Source organism: uncultured Bacteroides sp., assembly GCF_902491285.1.
Lineage (GTDB): Bacteria > Bacteroidota > Bacteroidia > Bacteroidales > Bacteroidaceae > Bacteroides.
Genome location: NZ_CABUHK010000002.1, coordinates 136,489 through 158,232 on the forward strand (window position 1 = coordinate 136,489; position 21,744 = coordinate 158,232).

19 protein-coding genes are annotated in these 21,744 nt (G+C 43.2%); 6 read left to right on the top strand and 13 right to left on the bottom strand.

The window, feature by feature from the left end:
- Positions 1-60: 60 nt before the first annotated feature.
- Positions 61-2,103 carry a methionine--tRNA ligase gene (gene metG, locus RDN93_RS01070; RefSeq protein ID WP_005844468.1) on the bottom strand — a complete coding sequence of 681 codons (2,043 nt, stop codon included), beginning with the start codon at positions 2,101-2,103 and terminating at the stop codon, positions 61-63.
- Between the two features lie 286 nt (positions 2,104-2,389).
- On the opposite strand from metG, the gene RDN93_RS01075 reads away from it, so the two are divergent.
- Positions 2,390-2,557: a hypothetical protein gene (locus tag RDN93_RS01075; RefSeq protein ID WP_005850567.1), complete on the top strand. Its 168-nt coding sequence runs from the start codon at positions 2,390-2,392 to the stop codon at positions 2,555-2,557.
- A gap of 1 nt (position 2,558) precedes the next feature.
- Here RDN93_RS01075 and RDN93_RS01080 read toward each other — a convergent pair whose 3' ends face one another.
- The 4 genes from RDN93_RS01080 to xerD form a co-directional block, all read right to left on the bottom strand.
- The gene (locus RDN93_RS01080) at positions 2,559-4,097 is read right to left on the bottom strand and encodes a YifB family Mg chelatase-like AAA ATPase (protein ID WP_117814729.1); all 1,539 of its coding nucleotides are present in this window, start codon (positions 4,095-4,097) and stop codon (positions 2,559-2,561) included.
- Between the two features lie 4 nt (positions 4,098-4,101).
- Positions 4,102-5,169 (bottom strand): thioredoxin-like domain-containing protein, encoded by a 1,068-nt coding sequence (locus RDN93_RS01085; RefSeq protein ID WP_005850569.1) that lies wholly within the window; start codon positions 5,167-5,169, stop codon positions 4,102-4,104.
- 153 nt (positions 5,170-5,322) lie between these two features.
- Positions 5,323-6,999 (bottom strand): tetratricopeptide repeat protein, encoded by a 1,677-nt coding sequence (locus RDN93_RS01090; protein ID WP_005844474.1) that lies wholly within the window; start codon positions 6,997-6,999, stop codon positions 5,323-5,325.
- 141 nt (positions 7,000-7,140) lie between these two features.
- A complete protein-coding gene (gene xerD / locus RDN93_RS01095; protein WP_005844476.1) occupies positions 7,141-8,082 on the bottom strand; it encodes a site-specific tyrosine recombinase XerD in 942 nt (313 codons plus the stop codon).
- A 66-nt stretch (positions 8,083-8,148) separates the two neighbouring features.
- Here xerD and aroQ point away from each other — a divergent pair, with 66 nt between their 5' ends.
- The 5 genes from aroQ to RDN93_RS01120 all read left to right on the top strand — a co-directional run bounded on the left by aroQ (position 8,149) and on the right by RDN93_RS01120 (position 12,378).
- Positions 8,149-8,571, top strand: coding sequence for a type II 3-dehydroquinate dehydratase (gene aroQ, locus RDN93_RS01100; RefSeq protein WP_008781394.1), 423 nt, complete (start codon positions 8,149-8,151; stop codon positions 8,569-8,571).
- Positions 8,572-8,603: 32 nt separating this feature from the next.
- Positions 8,604-10,067 carry a pyruvate kinase gene (gene pyk / locus RDN93_RS01105; protein WP_005850571.1) on the top strand — a complete coding sequence of 488 codons (1,464 nt, stop codon included), beginning with the start codon at positions 8,604-8,606 and terminating at the stop codon, positions 10,065-10,067.
- Between the two features lie 15 nt (positions 10,068-10,082).
- The gene (locus tag RDN93_RS01110) at positions 10,083-10,721 is read left to right on the top strand and encodes an O-methyltransferase (RefSeq protein WP_005844483.1); all 639 of its coding nucleotides are present in this window, start codon (positions 10,083-10,085) and stop codon (positions 10,719-10,721) included.
- 73 nt (positions 10,722-10,794) lie between these two features.
- Positions 10,795-11,130 (top strand): 30S ribosome-binding factor RbfA, encoded by a 336-nt coding sequence (gene rbfA, locus RDN93_RS01115; RefSeq protein WP_005844486.1) that lies wholly within the window; start codon positions 10,795-10,797, stop codon positions 11,128-11,130.
- Positions 11,131-11,139: 9 nt separating this feature from the next.
- The gene (locus RDN93_RS01120) at positions 11,140-12,378 is read left to right on the top strand and encodes an FtsX-like permease family protein (RefSeq protein ID WP_005850573.1); all 1,239 of its coding nucleotides are present in this window, start codon (positions 11,140-11,142) and stop codon (positions 12,376-12,378) included.
- A gap of 386 nt (positions 12,379-12,764) precedes the next feature.
- On the opposite strand, the gene RDN93_RS01125 is transcribed toward RDN93_RS01120, so the two are convergent.
- The 8 genes from RDN93_RS01125 to ribD all read right to left on the bottom strand — a co-directional run bounded on the left by RDN93_RS01125 (position 12,765) and on the right by ribD (position 21,735).
- The gene (locus tag RDN93_RS01125) at positions 12,765-13,637 is read right to left on the bottom strand and encodes a pyridoxamine kinase (protein WP_032952995.1); all 873 of its coding nucleotides are present in this window, start codon (positions 13,635-13,637) and stop codon (positions 12,765-12,767) included.
- A gap of 56 nt (positions 13,638-13,693) precedes the next feature.
- Complete coding sequence (murI, locus tag RDN93_RS01130) at positions 13,694-14,539, bottom strand: glutamate racemase (protein ID WP_005844493.1); 846 nt, start codon at positions 14,537-14,539, stop codon at positions 13,694-13,696.
- Between the two features lie 102 nt (positions 14,540-14,641).
- Positions 14,642-15,145: an OmpH family outer membrane protein gene (locus RDN93_RS01135; RefSeq protein ID WP_005844495.1), complete on the bottom strand. Its 504-nt coding sequence runs from the start codon at positions 15,143-15,145 to the stop codon at positions 14,642-14,644.
- 57 nt (positions 15,146-15,202) lie between these two features.
- Positions 15,203-15,718 (bottom strand): OmpH family outer membrane protein, encoded by a 516-nt coding sequence (locus RDN93_RS01140; RefSeq protein WP_005844497.1) that lies wholly within the window; start codon positions 15,716-15,718, stop codon positions 15,203-15,205.
- Positions 15,719-15,738: 20 nt separating this feature from the next.
- Positions 15,739-18,381: an outer membrane protein assembly factor BamA gene (bamA, locus tag RDN93_RS01145; RefSeq protein WP_005844499.1), complete on the bottom strand. Its 2,643-nt coding sequence runs from the start codon at positions 18,379-18,381 to the stop codon at positions 15,739-15,741.
- An 11-nt stretch (positions 18,382-18,392) separates the two neighbouring features.
- Positions 18,393-19,124, bottom strand: a complete 732-nt coding sequence (locus RDN93_RS01150) for an isoprenyl transferase (RefSeq protein WP_117814728.1) — start codon at positions 19,122-19,124, stop codon at positions 18,393-18,395.
- Between the two features lie 33 nt (positions 19,125-19,157).
- Entirely contained in the window at positions 19,158-20,555 is a 1,398-nt protein-coding gene (locus RDN93_RS01155) for a DUF6242 domain-containing protein (protein ID WP_057279276.1), read from the bottom strand.
- A gap of 127 nt (positions 20,556-20,682) precedes the next feature.
- Positions 20,683-21,735 (bottom strand): bifunctional diaminohydroxyphosphoribosylaminopyrimidine deaminase/5-amino-6-(5-phosphoribosylamino)uracil reductase RibD, encoded by a 1,053-nt coding sequence (gene ribD, locus RDN93_RS01160; RefSeq protein ID WP_057279277.1) that lies wholly within the window; start codon positions 21,733-21,735, stop codon positions 20,683-20,685.
- Between the last annotated feature and the right edge of the window lie 9 nt (positions 21,736-21,744).

Sequence of the window (21,744 nt, forward strand, 5' to 3'; positions counted from 1 at the left end):
CAGTCAGGCTGAAAGCGGACGTTTCAGTTGCTTTCAGCCTTTTCTGTATTTGGGTGTATATTATTTCACTTCACTGCCCGGCTTTACCTCTCTTAATAAAGAGGTCACCGCTAAGGTGCCGTCAAAGTTTTCAGCACTCAGGATCATGCCTTCGCTCACCAATCCGTTCTTGAATTGGCGCGGAGCAAGGTTGGCAATGAATAAAACTTGTTTGCCCACCAGTTCTTCCGGTTTATAATGTTGTGCGATACCGCTGACGATGGTACGGTTCTCCAGTCCGTCAGCAATCTTGAATTTCAGCAGCTTTTTCATTTTAGGCACTACCTCACACTCTAATACGGTACCTACACGGATATCTAACTTTTCAAATTCTTCAAAAGCAATTACCGGTTTTATCGGGTTGGCTTTATAGTTGGCAGCCTCGTTTGCTTTTTTGGTAGCCAACAGTTTGTCTACTTGTGCTTGAATGGTTTCATCTTCGATCTTTTCGAACAACAGTTCTGCCTTATTCAATTGATGTCCTTCTGCCAGCAGATCGGTACGCCCCAGTTGGTCCCATTCAAATGTTTCCATATTCAGCATTTGGCGGAGCTTTTCGCTGCTGAAAGGCAGGAAAGGTTCGAATGCAATAGCTAGATTGGCAACTAGTTGCAATGCTATGTTAAGGATGGTGGCTACACGGTCCATATCAGTTTTTGCCAGTTTCCAAGGCTCTGTATCGGCTAAGTATTTATTACCGATACGTGCCAGGTTCATTGCCTCTTTTTGTGCATCGCGGAATTTGAATACATCCAGTAGCTTTTCTACTTCTGCCTTTACGTCTGCAAATTCTTTTAATGTTTCTTTGTCGTAGTCGGTCAATTCACCGCAAACGGGAACTTTCCCGTCGAAATATTTATGAGTCAGCACTAAAGCACGGTTTACAAAGTTACCGTAAACAGCCACCAACTCATTGTTGTTACGTGCTTGAAAATCTTTCCAGGTAAAATCGTTGTCTTTTGTTTCGGGGGCATTGGCTGTCAATACATAGCGCAATACATCCTGTTTGCCGGGGAAGTCCTGCAAATATTCATGCAACCATACTGCCCAGTTGCGTGAAGTGGAAATCTTATCACCTTCCAGATTCAGGAATTCATTGCTAGGTACGTTATCCGGTAAGATATAGCTTCCTTCCGCTTTCAGCATAGCAGGGAAAACAATGCAGTGGAATACAATATTGTCTTTTCCGATGAAGTGAATCAAACGGGTTTCTGGATCTTTCCACCAAGTTTCCCAACTGTCGGGAAGTAATTCTTTTGTATTTGAAATATAGCCGATGGGGGCATCGAACCATACATAAAGTACTTTTCCCTCAGCGCCTTCTACAGGAACAGGGATTCCCCAATCCAAGTCACGGCTTACCGCACGGGGTTGCAAGCCCATATCCAACCAGCTTTTACATTGTCCGTATACATTGGGGCGCCATTCTTTATGATTTTCAAGAATCCATTCACGCAGCCATCCTTCGTGTTTGTCCAATGGCAGATACCAATGTTTGGTTTCACGCATCACTGGTTTACTGCCACTGATAGCACTTTTCGGATTGATCAGGTCGGTCGGAGAAAGTGATGTTCCGCACTTCTCGCATTGGTCACCGTAGGCTCCTTCTGCATGGCAGTGAGGACATTCACCGGTAATATAACGGTCGGCCAGGAACTGATGGGCTTCTTCGTCGTAATATTGCATGGAGGTCTTTTCAATGAACTCACCTTTATCATACAGGGTTTTGAAGAATTCGGAAGCCAGTTCGTGGTGTGTCTTTGATGTAGTACGAGAGTATATATCGAATGAAATTCCAAATTCTTTGAATGATTCTTTTATCAAGGTATGATAGCGGTCCACCACATCTTGTGGAGTAATACCTTCTTTCTTTGCACGAATGGTGATAGGTACTCCGTGTTCGTCAGAGCCTCCGATGAAAAGAACATCTTCTTTTTTCAGGCGGAGATAGCGCACGTAGATATCAGCAGGAACATATACACCTGCCAGATGACCAATATGTACCGGACCGTTTGCGTAGGGCAAAGCGGATGTGACGGTGGTTCTTTTGAATTTATTTTCCATTGTATGATGTCTTTTTTGTTATTTCTACCAGTAACGTGCAAAGTTAGTGATTTTTAGTAAGTATATGGAATAATCAGAAATATTTCTCCCTTAAAATCTCTGACAGGCCGTACTTATTATAAAATATGGTTATTCGGGGGCTTTGTCGGAAGAAGTGAAAATACAGAAAAATGTTATATCGTGATGCAGTGATTTGCACTTATTTGCATTTAATCTTAAGGAGAGAAAAATGATGAACTAAATTTTACTTATCCTGTTTTTTATAAAACCTTAAGTCGAACGAGACATGAATACGTGGTATAAATTCATTTTAAATGCACTTTTCTCTAAAAAGAGAGAGGATAAAGATTGGGAAACGACCGATAAGGAAGAGGATGTTCTTTCAAATTACATTGAACTGGACTCATTGATGCAGGTCATTTATCATGCAAAGGAAACTGAGTCGGGCAGCTAAACTAACCGGCCCAGTCTTCTCTATCAAGATTTCTATAGCTTATCGCTTCTGCCAGGTGGATGGAAGTAATGTGTTCGCTGTTGTCCAGATCGGCAATGGTACGCGCTACTTTTAGAATACGACCGTATGCGCGCGCCGACAGGTTGAGGCGTGTCATGGCAGTTCGTAATAATTTTAGCCCTGCTTCATTGGGTTGAGCGTACAGATGGAGTAACCCGGCTTCCATTTGTGCGTTGCAGTAAATACCCGGATGGTTGGCAAAACGTTGAGCTTGTATTTTCCGGGCCTTGATAACCCGTTCGCGTATGCTTGCACTACTTTCCGCATGATGGCGTTCTGCCATTTTTTCGAATGGAACCGGAACTATTTCTATTTGGATATCTATGCGGTCCAGTAAAGGACCGGAGATACGGTTCAGGTACCGTTGCACTTGTCCGGGATTACAGACGCAAGCTCGTGTGGGATGATTATAATATCCGCATGGACAGGGATTCATACTGGCTACCAGTATGAAACTGGCCGGATAATCCAGACTGTATTTAGCTCGTGCGATGGATATATGCCTGTCCTCTAGGGGTTGGCGAAGTACTTCAAGTACACTTCTGTTAAATTCCGGCAACTCGTCTAGAAAGAGCAAACCGTTGTGAGCCAGACTGATTTCTCCTGGTTGGGGATTGGTGCCGCCACCTACCATTGCTACTTGCGAAATTGTATGATGGGGACTACGGAAAGGCCGGATGGCAATCAGTGAACTGTCTTTTCCTAATTTTCCTGCTACTGAATGTATTTTAGTCGTTTCCAGACTTTCACCCAATGAAAGGGGAGGGAGAATGCTTGGCATGCACTTTGCCATCATGGACTTCCCACTTCCGGGTGAACCGATCATAATCAGGTTGTGTCCTCCGGACGCGGCTACTTCCAATGCGCGTTTTACACTTTCTTGTCCTTTCACATCAGCAAAATCGTATGGAAAGCTACTTTGGTGTTCATAGAATTCCTCCCGTGTATTGACGATGCTAGGCTCCAGATTGCGCTCATTATTGAAAAATTCGATGACCTCTTTGATATTTTCTACGCCATATACTTTCAGGTTGTTTACTACAGCAGCTTCCCGCGCATTTTGTTTGGGAAGTATGAAGCCTTCAAAACCTTGCTCGCGGGCACTGATAGCTATGGAGAGGGCTCCTTTGACTGGTTGAAGGCTTCCATCCAGGCTAAGTTCTCCGATAATAAGATAACGTGAAAGTTTTTCTTCCGATACGATTTGGGTAGCGGCCAATATTCCGATTGCTAGCGGAAGGTCGTATGCAGACCCCTCCTTGCGTATGTCGGCAGGGGCCATATTTACTACAATTTGACAAGTGGGGAATTTATATCCGTTTACCTGTAAGGCGGAAATAATACGTTCATGACTTTCTTTCACGGCCGAGTCCGGCAGACCGACAAGGAAGAATTTTATACCTCGTGAACTATTTACTTCAATAGTTACAATGGTAGCGTCGATACCTTGAACGGCTGCTCCATAGACTTTTACCAGCATTCTTTTATTTTTTATTTTGTCTCTTTCGAGCACGTTCTGCCTCTTTGGCGGCTTTTTCTTTCTCTTTATCTTGTTCTGTCAGCTGTCTCACTTTGTCTATCAGTTCTTTGCCCCGTATATCTTGTGTGATGACCCGCTTGTCAGGACCTATCAGTATATTGGCAGGAATCCGGGTTATGCCTTGTTGCTTGACAATGGAATTGTTCCAGCCTTTGAAATCGCAAACTTGTTTCCATTGCGTGGTATCTCTTTGAATGATTTTCTCCATCCATTCCTTTTTATCCAGATCAAGGGAGAGGCTGATAATAACAAACTTGTCTTTTTTCAATGCCTTTTGTACGGATACTAAAGAATCTTGTGTGGCAATGCTTTCTTTGTTCCAGCTTGCCCAAAAATCCAAAAGGACATATTTCCCTTTTACACTGTTCCAGTTGACGGTCTTTCCTTTTTTATCCGTGCACGAGATGTTGGAAACGTAGCGATGTTCTGTCAGTTCTTTTTTCTCACTTAATTTATTCTGGAGTTCTATAATATAAGGTGTGTCTTTTATAATACCGCTTAGTCCTTTTATCAGCTGATCTATGTGGTTGTAATCAGGAAGCGAGTCCTGTACGTAATATTTGTCTATCAGATAGATATTGCTGTACGAGCTTGGGTTGGTTTTAATCAACGAATCCACAGCAGTCATAACAGCTGCCTTGTTATTTTCTAAGGTGCTAAGGTACTGGATATGTTTTGCCAGTTGTGCGTTTTCTCCCTTTCCTTTAACCTCTATCTTTCCGACCATTCCGTTTAGGGTAACACTTTCTCCTTTATCAGCATATATCGGTAAGATTTGTTTTTCTCCCAATAGTAATGAGAAGATAGTAAATGTGTCAGGGGTAATGGTGTAAGTGAATTTACCTTTTGAGAGGAGTATGGTATCCAGCTTGTAATCGGGTTCTTGATAAAATACTAATATAGTGTCTGAAGGAAGTCCTTTAATGCTTCCTTCCAAGGTGAATGTATTTTTCTTGCCGCAGCCGCTTGCCAGCACAACAAGAGTGAAAAGAAAGAATAGTAATTTTTTCATTTCAAGATATTTTTTGCGAAAATACGCATTTTGTGGCTAAAGGCAGGTATAAATGAAGGTTATTTTACATAAAAAGACCGGAAGCTTCATCACGAAGCCTCCGGTTTCAGTCATAATCATCTAAAAAACTAGACAAGATGATATCTAGTTATATTATTTGATAGCATCAGCGTATTTAGCGAACTCGCGATCGTTAGCAGCTTTTTCAGCCATTGAAGGATCTTTTGCGATTGCGCTCTTGATGCTGCTGCTTACCAATGAAGCATTGTTTGTGCGAGCACCAACGATAGCCATCAAGTAGTCAGTCATTGCATCCGGATTCTTGATTGCAGACAAAGTAGCTTTTGCTTTGTTATAGTCTTTAGCCAAAATCTGAGCTTGAGCGGCACTGTTAGTCTTAGCGTCACCGAATGAGTTGACAGCTCTGTCATACTGGCCTTGTTTGATATATAAGTTACCCAAAGCTTCGCCGGCAGCGTTAGCACCTGTAGCTTTGCCTAAGTAAGTTTCGGCAGCTGCAACATTGCCCTTAACCAATTCGCAAAGACCAAGGTTAGCGTTTACTTCAGGAGCGTTAGCGTTCTTAGAAGCAGCTTGTTTGAAGTAGCTTTCTGCTTTAGCAGCATCACCGGCAGCGAATGCCAATTCACCCAAGTTATTATAAGCACGGAAATCGTTCGGATAAAGTTGAGTTGTCTTGGTGAAGATAGCTTCTTTGCGAGCGTTGTCGTTAGTCAGGGTAGCAGCGTACAATAATTCTTCTACACTCAATACTTTAGGATCAGAGTTGAATGCTTCGTTGATTTCGTCATCGCTACGACCGATGATGTCATAGTTGGCAGTTAAACGGGCACGACGCAACTGAGGCAGGATTTCGTCAGCCAAAGTTTTGTATACAGAAGAGATATTCTTGATTTCAGCTTCTCTTTGTTCAGGATCATTGTACATAGAAAGAACACGTAAGATCAAATCTTTATCCTGCAAGTTTGATTTAGATACCAGTTCTTGGAAGCCTTCCCAGTCTTGTGCAGTGTATTTTGCATCCAGGTTAGTATCAATCTTGCCCTTCTTCAACTGGCGTTCCATATATTTTTCTGTGTTTGCTTCACGGTTTTCAGCCAAACCGGTGTTCAGTTCCACACCACCATCAGGTGAAGCGTATGCAGAAATTTCGATGTTGTTCAGTTTGTAGTTCTTTGTGTCGGCATTAATTTCAGCCACTTTCTTATGGAATTCTTTGATATCGTCAGAATTCAATTCGCTGTTGCGCAAGTTGGCTTGCTGGATCAAGAACATGATGTTGGCAGTCTGAGCATCTTTAATAATGCGTTGGAAAGCATCGTTAGCGTATGATGCGTTAGAGCTGGCAGCAGTAGGCAGTTCAGAAGTCGCGATAACGCCATCAGCGATTTTTACAGAAGGAATAGTGTATGATTTCTTTCCTTTTGTAATCTTGAAATCAAGATAAAGTTCAGAGTTTGCCATTTCGGGAACGTAGTCGAAAGAAGCTTTCATCGTGTAGCTGCCACCTGCCTTGTAAGCGATAGTCTGATTGTTTCCTTCTACTTTTTCTCCTTGGAATACAGCGGGCTGGCCTTTAGCTTCGCCGCCTTTCCATCTCAGAACGGGGGTAACTTCAACAGTTGCGTTCTTCTTGAAATACTTTTCGGGGAATTTACCATTAATTGTCACAGGCACTTTACCACCGATTGCTTCAAGCACTTCAGGGTTAGTTGTGAAATAGTCAGAAGACAATTCTCCCATCTTGCCGCATGATGATAAGGCAAGGACCAATAAAGCCACTAAGGGCAAATACAACTTTTTAATCATAGTTACTTATTAATTTAACGTTTGTAATGTAAAATTCGCTATAGTACGTTTTTGTGCGTCTCTTTGGGGGCAAAGATAGGAAAAACTCTATTATATGCTAGCTTCTTAGCCTGCTTTTTTTTCAATTTATCTTAAAATATTTTAGAATATAGAACCTTTATTATCTTTTTCTCTGAATTTGATGTTACGGGGGTGATGTTCTATGATTTCACTGCGTAGCATATTACGGTCTATATGTGTATAAATTTCTGTTGTCCCGATACTTTCATGTCCCAGCATGCACTGTATGGCACGCAAGTTGGCACCTCCTTCCAGCAAATGTGTTGCAAAAGAATGGCGGAATGTGTGAGGACTGATTTTTTTTTTCAGACCTATCCGGGCTGCCAGTTCCTTGATGATATGGAAAACCATGATGCGGGAGATGTTCTTCCCGAAATTGCTGATAAAGACAAAGTCTTCAAATCCCGGCTTTATTTTCATCAGGTTACGGTCGGTGAAGTAGAGCCTGATTTCCTTGATGGCGCGCGGTGAAATAGGAACCAGCCGCTGTTTGCTTCCTTTTCCTTCCACTTTGATGAAGCCTTCTTCAAAATAAAGTTCGGATAATTTCAGGTTGCAGAGTTCGGAAACACGGAGCCCGCAACTGTAAAGCGTTTCCAGTATGGCCCTGTTGCGCTGTCCCTCTTTGGTGCTGCGGTCTATGCTTCCTATCAGCAGGTCTATCTCTTCTACTGTCATTACTTCGGGCAGTTTGAAACCTGTCTGGGGGGATTCCAGCAATTCTGTCGGATCGGCTTTCAGGTAATCTTCCATAATGAGGAAACGGTAGAAAGAGCGGATGCCCGACAAGATGCGTGCCTGCGAACGGGGGTGGATGCCGATATCATGTAATCCGGCCGAGAAATCTTCCAGATTTTCAAGCCGGACATCCAGAATGTTGATGTTTTCTAATGTAAGATAAGCCAGTAACTTGTCCAGGTCAGTAAGATAAGCATCTACCGTATTGTCAGATAACGATTTCTCCAACTTTAAATATTGTTTGTATTTCACCAATATCTTGTCTGTTTTCTCGGTTCTTTTCATTTCTTTTTTCTACCTTTGTACCCAAATTCCCTGCAAAGGTAGAAAAAGTTCAGATATAGTATAAATATGAAAATACAAATTATTAATGGACCTAATATCAATTTATTAGGCAAACGGGAACCTTCCATTTATGGCGCTGTTTCATTTGAAGACTATCTGGTGGAATTGCGCCATACTTATCCGGACATTGAAATAGCGTATTATCAGTCGAATGTGGAAGGTGAGATGATCAACAAAATACACGAAGTGGGTTTTGATTATGACGGCATCGTGTTGAATGCAGGGGCTTATACGCATACTTCCATTGCTTTGCAGGATGCTATCCGCGCCGTGACAGCTCCCGTGGTTGAGGTGCACATCTCGAATGTACATACCCGTGAGGAGTTTCGCCATAAGTCGATGATTTCCTGTGCTTGTGCGGGAGTGATTTGTGGGTTCGGGCTTCATTCATATCGTTTGGCGATTGAGGCTTTGTTAATGAGAAAATAAAACGTTTAGGTATAATATAAGGTGATAAGATTATGATGTTGAAACAAACAAAAATCGTAGCGTCCATCTCAGATCAGCGTTGCGAGGTAGAGTTTATAAGAGATCTTTTCAAGGCCGGTATGAATGTGGTCCGTATGAATACGGCTCACGCTTCACGTGAAGGTTTTGAAAAATTGATAACCAATGTACGTGAGGTTTCCAACCGTATTGCCATATTGATGGACACAAAAGGGCCCGAAGTGCGTACTACTGCTATTGCGGGCGGCGAGCCTATTCCTTATCAGATTGGTGACAAAGTGAAGATTGTAGGTAATCCTGCACAAGAAACGACCCGTGAATGTATTGCTGTATCTTATCCCGGTTTTGTGCATGATCTTCAGGTGGATGGCGATATTCTGATTGATGATGGTGATCTGGAGCTGCGTGTGATTGAGAAGACAGACGAGTATTTGTTGTGTGAGGTGCAGAATGAAGCTACTTTGGGTAACCGTAAGAGTGTAAATGTACCGGGCGTGCGCATCAATCTCCCTTCTTTGACAGAAAAGGACCGTAACAATATACTGTATGCTATTGAAAAGGACATTGATTTCATAGCACATTCGTTTGTTCGTAATAAGCAGGATGTGCTGGATATCCGTCAGATACTGGATGCATACGGCAGCGACATTAAGATTATCGCCAAGATCGAAAATCAGGAAGGAGTGGACAATATTGATGAAATATTGGAAGTGGCCGACGGAGTCATGGTGGCTCGTGGTGACTTGGGTATTGAGGTTCCTCAGGAACGAATTCCCGGCATTCAGCGTCTGTTGATCAAAAAATGTATTCTGGCAAAGAAACCGGTGATTGTTGCTACCCAGATGTTGCATACCATGATTAATAATCCGCGTCCTACCCGTGCTGAAGTGACCGATATTGCCAATGCTATTTACTACCGCACGGATGCATTGATGCTGAGTGGGGAAACGGCATACGGCAAGTATCCGGTGGAAGCCGTGAAGACGATGGCCAAGATTGCAGCGCAGGCCGAGAAAGATAAACTGGCCGAGAATGACATCCGTATTCCTTTGGATGAAAACTCCAATGATGTAACCGCTTTCCTGGCAAAACAGGCAGTAAAGGCTACCAGCAAACTGAATATCCGCGCCATTATTACCGACAGTTTCAGCGGGCGTACCGCACGTAATATTGCTGCTTTCCGTGGCAAATATCCTGTATTGGCCATCTGTTATAAAGAAAAGACGATGCGTCATCTGGCTTTGTCATATGGGGTGGAAGCTATCTATATGCCCGAAAAGGCTAACGGACAGGCATATTATTTCGCTGCTTTGCGTAAATTGCTGGATGATGGTGTCTTGAGTGAAAGCGACATGGTGGCTTACCTGAGCAGCGGCAAGCAAGGTACTCAGACTTCTTTCCTTGAAATCAATGTAGTGGGAGATGTGTTGAAGTATGCTATGGACTATGTGCTGCCCAACCGCAACCGTTACCTATAATAATAGAAGATAGGAATGAAAGAAACGGACGCTATTGACGAATATATCCTTCAGCACATTGATGAAGAAAGTGATTATCTGAAGGCACTTTATCGCGATACGCACGTCAAGCTTTTACGTCCCCGTATGGCTTCCGGCCACTTGCAGGGACGTATGCTGAAAATGTTTGTGCAAATGATACGCCCCCGTCAGGTGCTGGAAATCGGGACTTACAGTGGCTACTCCGCACTTTGCCTGGCCGAAGGGTTGGAAGAGGGGGCCACGTTGCACACATTTGAGATAAACGATGAGCAGGAGGACTTTACACGTCCCTGGCTGGAAGGTTCGCCTTACGCCGGCAAGATTAAATTTTATATAGGTGATGCGCTGAAGTTGCTGCCTGGCATGAACATTACCTTTGATTTGGCGTTTGTAGACGGTGATAAGCGGAAGTATATTGAATATTACGAAATGGTACTGGAGAAATTATCACCCGGCGGATACATCATTGCCGATAACACATTGTGGGACGGACATGTATTGGAGGAACCGCATCATACAGATCTTCAGACTATTGGAATAAAGAAATTTAATGATTTGGTAGCTGCCGACAAACGGGTTGAAAAGGTGATTCTTCCCTTGCGCGACGGGCTGACAATCATAAGAAAATGTTGAATAATGTGCCAATAGGTTATGCTATGAACCGTATGGCATATTAACAAATTAGTAAACTGAATAATTATTAATTATGGAAACGACCAGACAAAATAAGATTTCTCGTTTGATCCAAAAGGAGTTGAGTGAGATTTTCCTGCTTCAGACCAAGTCCATGAATGGTGTTTTGGTGTCGGTAAGTGCTGTCCGCATCAGTCCCGATATGAGTATTGCACGTGTCTATCTCAGCGTGTTCCCTTCTGAGAGGAGCCAGGAAATAGTAAAGAATATCAATGATAATATGAAATCCATCCGTTATGAATTAGGAACACGGGTACGCCATCAGTTGCGCATCATTCCCGAGTTGAAATTCTTTGTGGATGATTCATTGGATTATGCCGAACGTATAGACGAATTGTTGAAAAAGTAGAACCGGGCGGTGAATTTTCCCTTTTATATAGCGAAGCGTTATCTTTTTTCCAAGAAGTCGCACAATGCCATTAATGTCATTTCAGCCATTTCCGTCTGCGGAGTGGCTTTGGCTACATTGGCATTGGTATGTACTTTGTCTGTTTTTAACGGCTTCCAGGATCTGGTGGCTACTTTCTTTACGGCTTTTGATCCGGAGCTGAAAATTACGGCTGTCACCGGAAAGGTCTTTGACGGACAGGAAGCGCGTATAGAAGCTTTGCGCCGGATGCCGGAGATCGCTGTTTTTTCTGAGTCCTTGGAAGAGAATGCGATGGTTCAGTATAAGGGCCGTCAGACTATGGCGGTGATCAAGGGAATTGAGGATAATTTCGAGGATCTGACCGCTATTGACAGTATTCTTTTCGGCCGGGGGCAATTCGTGTTGCATGATGAAGTGGTGGATTATGCCATTCCCGGCATAGAATTGGTTTCCATCTTGGGAACGGGTATCAAATTCCTCGATCCGCTAGAGATTTATGCTCCCAAACGGGGAGCTAAAGTCAATATGGCCAATCCAGCTTCCAGCTTTAACTCTGCCGATTTATATTCCAGCGGCCTTGTGTTTGCGGTGAACCAACAGAAGTATGACTCTTCTTACATTCTGACTTCCCTCCAATTTGCCCGTAGGTTGTTCCAGTATGACACAGAAGTGAGTTCGGTAGAATTGAAATTGAAGCCGGATGCAGATGTAGGGAGTGTAAAATCGAAGATACAGAAAATATTGGGAGATGGTTTCCGGGTGCAGGACCGGTATGAGCAGCAAGCGGATACTTTCCGCATTATGGAGATAGAGAAGCTGATATCTTATATTTTCCTTACCTTTATCCTGATGATAGCTTGCTTTAATGTAATAGGCTCCTTGTCCATGCTGATTATAGATAAGAAGGCAGATGTAGTGACATTGCGCAATTTGGGGGCCAGCGACAAGCTGATCACGCGTATATTCCTGTTCGAGGGGCGTATGATTTCACTGATAGGTGCGGTGGTTGGTGTGATACTGGGGCTGATCCTTTGCTTTATCCAGCAGGAATTCGGATTGCTTTCGCTGGGAGGTGGTAATTCCGGCGGTAATTTTGTGGTGGATGCCTATCCCGTCAGTGTCCATGTATGGGATATTGTTATAGTCTTTGTCACTGTGCTGGTGGTGGGCTTTCTTTCCGTGTGGTATCCGGTGCGTTATCTCAGCCGCAGGTTGCTGGGCAGGTAATTTATTTATTATTGTTGATACGGCTGATGTTTGTCGGTTTGTACGGTACGGCTTGGCTGCTTTCTTTGTTTTTATTCTTTTCGTCTTTTGGCCTTATGGCTTTATCTGGTTAAGTCTTTTCTTCTTTGTGGTTAACCTTGTTTTACCTTATGGTTAAGCTCTTTTTTATGGCTGTGTACTATAGTCTCTTGCGGTGGTTTGTACAGTCTGATATAGTGGACTGTATAAACTCTTGCAGTAGACTGTACAGTCCACTGCCGGAGTCTGTAGTAGTTAACTGTATGATAAGGGTTAGCTATAAGGGAAAACGACCTTAATCGTCGGAGCAATAGGGCTTGGTACAAGCTTCTTTCCAGGGTGTTTCGGATCTTCTACTTTCAGGGTCCTCAAATCAATTCGTAGCTGCTCACCTGAATAGGCATATCCAGATTATGCAGCACCTTCTCCAGCAAAATGCCTTCCCGATTATCATATTCATAGCCGAAAGTGGCGCGGATGCCTTGAAGGATAAACTGTGTGGCGCGGTCCAAGGCGATAGGAAGACTGTCGCCTTGCATCAGTGAGCCGGTTATCACACTGGTAAATGTATCGCCTGTGCCGGGATAGTGTGCGGGCAGGTAGGGACACGTTACTTTCCAATAGCGGTTTCCCTGTCTGTCATAGGCGTAAACGGAAGTTTTGCGAGGATCTCCCTGTACGGGCACGCTGGTGATAATAACGATGCCGGGGCCGTGCTCCGAAATCTCATGCAGGTAAGCTTTTAGTTCTTCGTCTGTATTCTCCGCTTTATAGGGTTTGTCCAGCAAATAGAACAGTTCGGTCATATTGGGCGTGATGACATCTGCTTTCCGGATGAGGTGACGCATTTCCAGAATCATTTGTTCGTCAAAGTTGGTATATAGCTTTCCGTTGTCTCCTAATACGGGATCTATCATGACCAGGTTGTCGGACTGGCGGAAATCATCAATGAACCCGGATACGATTTGTATCTGGCGGGGAGATCCCAAGTAGCCTGTATAAATAGCATCGAATTGTACGCCAAGTTGTTTCCATTCACTGATAATCTTGGGCATCTCGTCCGTGAGGTCCAAGAAAGAGAAGTGCGGGTATTGGGTGTGGCTGGATAATACGGCTGTGGGCAGAGGGCAGACTTGAAAGCCCATGGATGAGAGGATAGGGATAACGACGGTGAGGGATACGCGCCCTGCACCGGACAGATCGTGTACCGCAGCTATCTTCTTTACTTTATTTGTATACATATCTTCATGAATTAAGCGTTATGGATGGTATATATAACAGGTAAACCGGAAGAAAGTTATTCCAATGCTATGCTTTTTACCTTTATGTCTTGCCGGCCCAAGAAGATGGAAGCGGATTCCTCAAACTTGTTTTCGCTTTCTGTGGTGAGGAAGCGGCAGTTTCCTCCTTTATCGCAGCGTGCGTCCATTTCCGGATGGCGGTTTAAATAGTCTCGCAGGCTCCGGGCCACATATTCCCCTTGTGAAATGATGCGGATAGGTTCAGGCGTAAATTGCCTTATTTTATCCAGTAGTAGCGGATAATGGGTACATCCCAATATGATGGTGTCAATCATCGGATCTTTATCCAGCAGCCGGTTGATATGTTGTTTGACGAAATAGTCGGCTCCTTCCGATTGATATTCATTATTCTCTACCAAGGAAACCCACATGGGACAGGCTTCTCCTGTTACCACAATGTCGGGAGATAACTTATGTATTTCCAAAAGATAGGATTCGGATTTGATGGTACCGGCTGTGGCCAGTATACCTACGTGCCGGCTTCGGGTGATTTCTCCTATACATTCTGCTGTAGGCCGGATGACACCGAGTACTCTGCGGGTAGCGTCTATTACCGGAAGATTGATCTGCTGGATGGTGCGTAAGGCTTTTGCCGATGCTGTGTTGCATGCCAATATCACCAAAGGACATCCCAGTTCAAACAGTTTGCTTACGGCTTGCAGGGTAAATTCGTAAACAACTTCAAAAGAGCGCGGTCCGTACGGACAGCGTGCGCTGTCTCCCAAATAGATATAATCATACTCAGGCATCAGTCCGCGTATTTTGTCCAGAATGGTCAGACCGCCGTAGCCGGAGTCGAATACACCGATGGGACCGGTTGAAGGGAGGATAGATGGGATCATGGCAGTATAGCTATATAATACAGGCACGGATTACACGGATGTTCACGGTTCTGAAACCTGTGAAATCTGTGTAATCCGTGCCTGTAAAGGTCCTTAACTTAATTATTTGATTCCTACTTTAGCTTTGACAGCAGCAGTTACATCTGTAGACTGCGCTTCATTTACGTAGGGAATTTCTGTTCTGTTCAAATCGAAGATATAAGTATATCCACCTTCCTGGCCTACTGCTTTGATGGCGTCTTCAATTTTCTTGTAGATAGGTTCCATCATATCAGCGTATGATTTCTGCAACTGTTGTTGTGCATCTTGTTGGAACTGCATTCCTTTTTCCTGTAACTCCTGCAATTCTTTCTGGCGTCTTTCCTGAATGTTCTTAGGAAGGTTGGCTTGTTCCTGTTGATATTCAGTATATTTTTTGGTCAGTTCATCAGTTGCACGTTTCATTTCATCCTCGTATTGTTTCTGCATGGCTTGGATGTCGGTCTGGGCCTTTGTGAATTCCGGCATGACAGTAAGTACATCTGCGGATTTAATATGCCCGAATTTCTGAGCAAATACACTCATCGGAGCGATAAGTAAAAGTAGTAAAGCAATTTTTTTCAACATAGTTCTATTTTTTATTAGTTATTGCAAATTTGGATTATCGGTTGCAAATGTAGGAAATTAATTTGAATATCCTAATCTTGAGAGCACTTCATTGCTGATATCAATGCTTGGAGATGCGAAAATAATGCTTTGGGCGGAGCCTCTGTCCACTACTGCCGCATATCCTTTTTGCTCTGAAATCTGTTTTACCGCTTCATAGATTTTATCTTGAATTGGTGCGATCAATGCCTCTTGTTTTTTGGCCATTTCTCCTTCGGGACCGAAATATTTCTTTCTCAGTTCGGCTGCTTCCTTTTCTTTTGCTACAATCGCTTCTTCTCTTTGCGTTTTCTGTGCGGCCGACAGGGAAGCCGAGGCTTTCTGGTATTCTTTATAAAGTGCTTCCGCTTCTTTTGCTTTTGCTTCCACCTCACTTTGATATTGTTGTGAAGCTTGATTCAGTTGGGTATTCGCCTGTTCGTATGCAGGAATATTCTTCAGGATATATTCCATATCAATCAAGGCGAACTTTTGAGCGCTGGCTGTGAATACACAAGCCACAAACAATAGAGATAATAGGATAGCCTTTTTCATAATCACATTGTTTTTAGTTATTAAAACTCTTGTCCCAGGATAAAGTGGAACTGGCTTCCACTATACTGGCTGGATCCGTTAATCTTGTCGAAACCGTATGCCCAGTCAATACCCATCATACCAATCATCGGCAGGAAGATACGGACACCGACACCTGCCGAGCGTTTCAACTGGAACGGATTGAATTTGCTTACATCTGTCCATGCGTTACCTCCTTCAATGAAGCCTAGTGCATAAATACTGGTCGAATTTTCCAGCATCAACGGGTATCTTAATTCTGCACCTAAACGTACGTAAGCATAGCCTTCACTACCATAAGGAGTCAATGAACCGTTTTCGTAACCACGCAGTGCAATGGTTTCGGAAGCGTAGCTGGTGCTATAGCCTGTCATACCGTCACCACCCATATAGAATGTTTCAAAAGGTGATTTCTTGTACTTGTTATAGTGACCCAGCAAACCGAACTCTGCACGTGTCATGATAACCGGACATTTCTGACCTCCTGTAAGAGCGGTATAGGTCTTTGATTTGAATTTCCATTTGTGGTATTCAATCCAGTTGAACATACTTGCCGCTTCATCATAATCATCTTTACCGTATACCGAGTAGTCCTTGTTACTGAACAATGAGTACGGAGGAGTCAGCTGTACGGAAGCCGAGAATTCAGAACCGCGACGCGGGAAAATCGGGTTATCCGTAGAGTTACGTGCCAAAGTCAGATTCAAACTCAGGTTGTTGCAATTACCGGTTGACATGTATTCTCCGTTGTTCAACTTGATATACAAGTAGCTCCAGTCTTTCAAAATAAAGCGCTGGTAAGAAAGTTCGGCTGACAAGGTAAAATAGTCATCCGGCCATCTCAAACGCTTACCCCAACCGATAGATGCTCCATACATCTGGATAGATTTATCGGGGTCATAAAAAGACTCGTAGTTGTTATTATATCCGCCATAATAATTTCCATAACCGCTGTAATAATTGTAGTAATTATTCATATAAGCTGAGTTATAGTAGTTACTGCTGATATCTGTCTGTATGGAGTAGAAAGCCGAAACAGAGAATGAATTCGGACGTTTTCCGCCAAACCATGGGTCAAAGAACGATACACTATATGACTGGTAATAACTACCGTTGGTCTGTCCGCTGATGGTTAATGTCTGTCCATCACCCTGTGGCAGGAATCCGCGGTAGTTGTCACTCTTATGGAACAAGTTGGCCATAGAGAAGTTCGTGAACTTCAAACTTAATTTACCGATAACACCGGTTTGTCCCCAACCTGCCGAGAATTCTACCTGGTCGTTTGCTTTGGACTCCAGGTTCCAGTTGATGTCTACCGTACCGTTGGTCGGGTCCGGTTGTACATCCGGCTGGATATTTTCAGGGTTGAAGTGTCCCATTTGGGCTATCTCACGATAAGAACGTTCCAATGCTTCTTTGCTGAACAGATCTCCCGGCTTGGTTCTTAACTCACGGCGTACTACGTTTTCATACAAACGGTCGTTACCGTTGATACGCACTTTGCTGATAGAGGCCTGAGGACCTTCCTGAATACGCATTTCCAAATCAATGGAGTCGCCGTCTATGTTTACTTCTACGGGGTCAAGGTTATAGAAAACGTATCCTTTATTATAGTAGTAGTTACCGATAGCATCTTCATCACCGGTCAGACGCTCGGTCATTAATTTCTGGTTATAAACATCTCCCTTTTTCATACGGAGCTGTTCGTTCAGCCAGTCCGAAGCATAAATGGTGTTACCTACCCAAGTCACGTTGCGCAGATAGTATTTGTCACCTTCTTCTATTTTCATGTACACGTCGACGGTACGGTCATCGTACGGAGAAACACTGTCCACAACAATTTGTGCGTCGCGGTAACCTAATTCGTTGTATTTGTCGATGATATGCTGTTTGTCTTCTTCGTATTTCTCTTCAATGAATTTTTTGGTACGGAAAAGGTTGACAAGTTTGTTTTTCTCATTCGTCTTCTTCATGACGCGTTTTAACTTCTTGTCACTTAACACGGTGTTGCCGTCAATGGTGATCTTGTGGACTTTCACCTTTTCTTTCTTGTCAATCATCACATCAACATCCACTTGGTCCTTATTGTCAGCCAAATCACGCTCTACGATGGTCACTTCGGCGTTTTTAAAACCTTTTTCATCGAAATGTTTCTTGATTAATATTTTAGCACGGTCTATCAAGTTGGGAGTAATCTGGCTTCCTTTTACCAAACCTAGTTTGGCTTCCAAATCTTCACGCTCGCTTTTCTTTACGCCGTGGTAACGAATGTCGGCAATACGTGGACGTTGGGCCAGGATGATTTTTAAATAGATCTTGTCTCCAACAATTTTTTCAGCTAGGATTTGTACATCCGAGAACAGTCCGTGTCGCCAATAACGTTTTACAGCTGTGGTGATGTCATCTCCCGGAACAACAATGGTCTGTCCTACCGATAGTCCTGAAAGTCCGATCAATACATAATCTTCATAGTTTTTTACGCCTTCTACTTTGATTCCGCCGATTTCATACTTCTTGGGCGTTCCGGAATAAAGTATGACTGGATTGTCGTTTTCTTCTACGTTTGCTTCTTGGGCGTAACTGCCTGTTGAAAAGCAAAATAGGCATGTAAGCGTTAATAGTATAAGTGAAATACGATATAGCATTTTATCTAACTTTATATTTGTTCACTGGTTTTGCCGAAACGGCGTTCTCTTTTCTGATAATCATAAATGGCTTTGCAAAATTCTTCTTCGCGGAAGTCCGGCCAGAACGTTTCACAAAAATATAGTTCGGAATAAGCACATTGCCAAAGCAGATAGTTGCTAAGGCGGATTTCTCCTCCGGTACGTATAAGCAAATCCGGGTCGGGCATATAGTTTGTACTTAAATGTGCACTTATCAAATTGTCATCGATGTCCTCAATGGCTAGTTTGTCGTTTTGAATCTTGGCCGCTATTTGTCTTACCGCTTCTGTTATTTCCCATTTGGAAGAGTAGCTTAAAGCAAGTGTCAGACACATACCGGTATTGATTGAGGTGCGTTCAATGCATTGGTTCAATCGTTCCAGAACTTCTACCGGTAACTTTGCCGTATCACCGATAATGCGAAAACTGATGTTGTTTTTCATGAAAGTTTCTTCTTCAATGGAGTCCATCAGAAGACTCATCAGAGCAGCGACTTCATCTACCGGACGATTCCAGTTTTCGGTAGAGAAAGTATATAGTGTCAAGTATTTGACTCCCAGTCTAGCCGCTTCTTCTGCTATGATGTGTACAGTTTCTGCACCGGCTTGATGTCCGAAGCTGCGCGCCTGTCCACGTTGTTTAGCCCATCTTCCATTTCCATCCATTATAATGGCTATATGGGCAGGTATACGGCTTTTGTCTATTTGCTCTCTATATGGCATGTCGCAATCTATTTTATATGACTCTCTTTGACTTTATTCCTTGGAATCGAATCCCAACTTATTGATTCGTCCTCTCCATACTTCTCCGCTTCGGCTCCATATAATCCACAAGAAGTTATTCTTGTCTACAACATAAGAATAGTTGCCGTCTGCCTGGTTGTATAGATCAGTGAATTCTGTAGGGAAGAATACATATCTTGAAACAGGTTTCCATGTAACGCCTTGATCCGTTGATCCGTAGAATCGGCTGAAAGCGGGAATGTCCTTACCGAAACTTTTACCCGGACCACCGAAAGCGTATAATTGGTCGTTGTAATGAATCATGGCTATATTAGCCAGCTTGGGACAATAAAAACTATCGTATGCGGCTGTAGGATAATCTGCCCAACTGTCTTCTGTAGTCAGTCTGGTCCATACAGTAGAGGTCGTGTCGGTCGCAATGGGATTTTCTCCCATTAGTACCATACGGTCTATGAATTTATTGGTTACCAACGGGTAAGCTGTGTATGATAACTGATTTTTCGGGAAATTGGCCGGAACCTCGCCATTAGTATCCCAAACCAGAGCATCCGTGCTTTCCATAAAATGATTGTTGGTGTCTATGGCGTACAATTTGCAGTTATGTTCTGAATGAACACCGGCAATCAGCTTCTCGAATTTGGTGTTAGTGCCCATCTTGCTCCAGCTTTTTCCGTCAGAGGAGCAGTACAGATCATTGTCGGCAAGTATGTATAACTGGTTTCCCCATGCCATGACAGAAGAATAGTCCGCATTTTGCATATTTTCAGGTAAAGCCTGTAAGGGCGTCCAGGTTTTTCCGTCATTGATGTGGGTGCTTGTAACAGCGGCGCCATTGTCTTGCTGTGCGAAAACATAAATATAATCCCCTAATGTGACTGCTTTCTGTGCTTGGATAGTGTTGTCGAAACTACTTCCCCTATGGCTCCACTGCAATGAGTCGGGAACTTGTTTATGTACATTAATCTCGGCTTTATAAATAGGTCCATAGACTCCGCTCATCGCCATAACTTTAAATTGGACAGGCTTTTCGAAATTCAGGGAGTCGGTATCACTCCACAACGAATCTTTGTCCTCAGAGACAATAAAAATGCCAATACCGTCTGATATTATGCTGACTACGACTTTGCTGATGTCTGTACCGACTGGCAGGGAGTCTACGTTGTAGATATGTCTTGTGCCTTGGTCGATGGCAAAAGGGTATTTGGTACCATCAACGGTGAATGTCAGCGTTGTGTCTTTGCCATTAACCTTTTCGGTATATTGAGTTTCAATTTTATCTTTTATAGCGAAAGAGGTAATGCTTGATTCTGAACTATATTCTGTTTCTACTTCGTTGTCGTCCAAGCAAGATGTAATCATAAAAGCCGCAGCAAGCAGACTTGTGATGACAGTCAAAAACTTTATTTTCATTTGCAAATGAGTCTATTGTTACAAGTCGCAAAAGTAGGAAGATTTTTTTCTATATAGAAGTTTTGGGACAAGTTTTATATTAATTTATAGATAAACCAGCCCTTTTTCTCGGTCAATCAGCCACATTTTATCTTTGAATTTGTGAATGGACGGCATGCATTATTTCTCTTCCAAAGTATATTTTATTCAGTTTAAAGTGTTTTTTTTGAATAGAAGGTGCCTGTATTCCATTGTTTAAGCGTAGTGGAACCTTTTCTATGAAGGCTTCATCCCATAAGCCGGAGTCTATGAAAGACTGTAATAAAATACTTCCGCCTTCTACTAGAAGTGATTGTATTTTTTTCTGATATAATACTTCCATTATTTGCGGCAGGATATCTTTGTTGAAATCCAACGATATGTATTCTGTTAATGCGTTTGGCTGACAGGGGGATTCCCGGGTAAACACGAATGTCTTTATTTTGCCGTTGAAAAGTTCCAAATCTCGGGGTAATGTCAATTCTTTATCTATTACCAGACGCACGGGATGCTTGCCGTACCAATTCCGGGTGGATAGGGAGGGATTGTCAAGTAATGCCGTGTGTCGTCCTACTAATATAGCGTCATGTTCGGCGCGTTTTTTGTGTACCAGCATGCTGGTCAGCGGATTGGAAAGTATGATCGGCTTTCCTCCTGTGCGGTTTATATCGATAAAGCCATCAGCGGATTCTGCCCACTTTAAGGTTATGTATGGGCGTTTGAGCGTGTTGAATGTTATGAAGCGTCTTATCAGGTGCCGGCATTCCTCTTCTAAGACGCCTACGGTTACTTCAATGCCGGCTTTGCGCAGTTTCTCGATGCCTCTGCCGGCTACTTGGGAAAACGGGTCTATGCAGCCTATTACGACTTTGGGGATTCTCTTCTCTATAATCAGGTCGGCGCAGGGAGGGGTTTTTCCATAATGGGAGCATGGTTCCAGACTTACGTATATGGTTGATTCCTTCAAAAGATTTTCGTCTTTAACGGAACGTATGGCGTTTACTTCGGCATGTGCCTCTCCGCAACGGATGTGGTAGCCTTCTCCAATAATGGTGTCGTGATATACAATGACAGCACCTACCATCGGATTAGGGGCTGTGTTACAAAGTCCGTTGTATGCCAGTTGCAGGCAACGGGAAATATATTTTTCATCTTTTGTCATAACGATCTT

What these genes read in the sequence shown, in the direction of transcription:
- rbfA (WP_005844486.1), top strand. Translation starts at nt 10,795, where the DNA reads ATGGAAACGACCAGACAAAATAAGATTTCTCGTTTGATCCAAAAGGAG.
- RDN93_RS01155 (WP_057279276.1), bottom strand. Translation starts at nt 20,555, where the DNA reads ATGAAAATAAAGTTTTTGACTGTCATCACAAGTCTGCTTGCTGCGGCT.
- RDN93_RS01125 (WP_032952995.1), bottom strand. Translation starts at nt 13,637, where the DNA reads ATGTATACAAATAAAGTAAAGAAGATAGCTGCGGTACACGATCTGTCC.
- aroQ (WP_008781394.1), top strand. Translation starts at nt 8,149, where the DNA reads ATGAAAATACAAATTATTAATGGACCTAATATCAATTTATTAGGCAAA.
- metG (WP_005844468.1), bottom strand. Translation starts at nt 2,103, where the DNA reads ATGGAAAATAAATTCAAAAGAACCACCGTCACATCCGCTTTGCCCTAC.
- RDN93_RS01085 (WP_005850569.1), bottom strand. Translation starts at nt 5,169, where the DNA reads ATGAAAAAATTACTATTCTTTCTTTTCACTCTTGTTGTGCTGGCAAGC.
- RDN93_RS01140 (WP_005844497.1), bottom strand. Translation starts at nt 15,718, where the DNA reads ATGAAAAAGGCTATCCTATTATCTCTATTGTTTGTGGCTTGTGTATTC.
- RDN93_RS01135 (WP_005844495.1), bottom strand. Translation starts at nt 15,145, where the DNA reads ATGTTGAAAAAAATTGCTTTACTACTTTTACTTATCGCTCCGATGAGT.
- pyk (WP_005850571.1), top strand. Translation starts at nt 8,604, where the DNA reads ATGATGTTGAAACAAACAAAAATCGTAGCGTCCATCTCAGATCAGCGT.
- RDN93_RS01075 (WP_005850567.1), top strand. Translation starts at nt 2,390, where the DNA reads ATGAATACGTGGTATAAATTCATTTTAAATGCACTTTTCTCTAAAAAG.
- bamA (WP_005844499.1), bottom strand. Translation starts at nt 18,381, where the DNA reads ATGCTATATCGTATTTCACTTATACTATTAACGCTTACATGCCTATTT.
- RDN93_RS01110 (WP_005844483.1), top strand. Translation starts at nt 10,083, where the DNA reads ATGAAAGAAACGGACGCTATTGACGAATATATCCTTCAGCACATTGAT.
- xerD (WP_005844476.1), bottom strand. Translation starts at nt 8,082, where the DNA reads ATGAAAAGAACCGAGAAAACAGACAAGATATTGGTGAAATACAAACAA.
- RDN93_RS01150 (WP_117814728.1), bottom strand. Translation starts at nt 19,124, where the DNA reads ATGCCATATAGAGAGCAAATAGACAAAAGCCGTATACCTGCCCATATA.
- ribD (WP_057279277.1), bottom strand. Translation starts at nt 21,735, where the DNA reads ATGACAAAAGATGAAAAATATATTTCCCGTTGCCTGCAACTGGCATAC.
- RDN93_RS01080 (WP_117814729.1), bottom strand. Translation starts at nt 4,097, where the DNA reads ATGCTGGTAAAAGTCTATGGAGCAGCCGTTCAAGGTATCGACGCTACC.
- RDN93_RS01090 (WP_005844474.1), bottom strand. Translation starts at nt 6,999, where the DNA reads ATGATTAAAAAGTTGTATTTGCCCTTAGTGGCTTTATTGGTCCTTGCC.
- murI (WP_005844493.1), bottom strand. Translation starts at nt 14,539, where the DNA reads ATGATCCCATCTATCCTCCCTTCAACCGGTCCCATCGGTGTATTCGAC.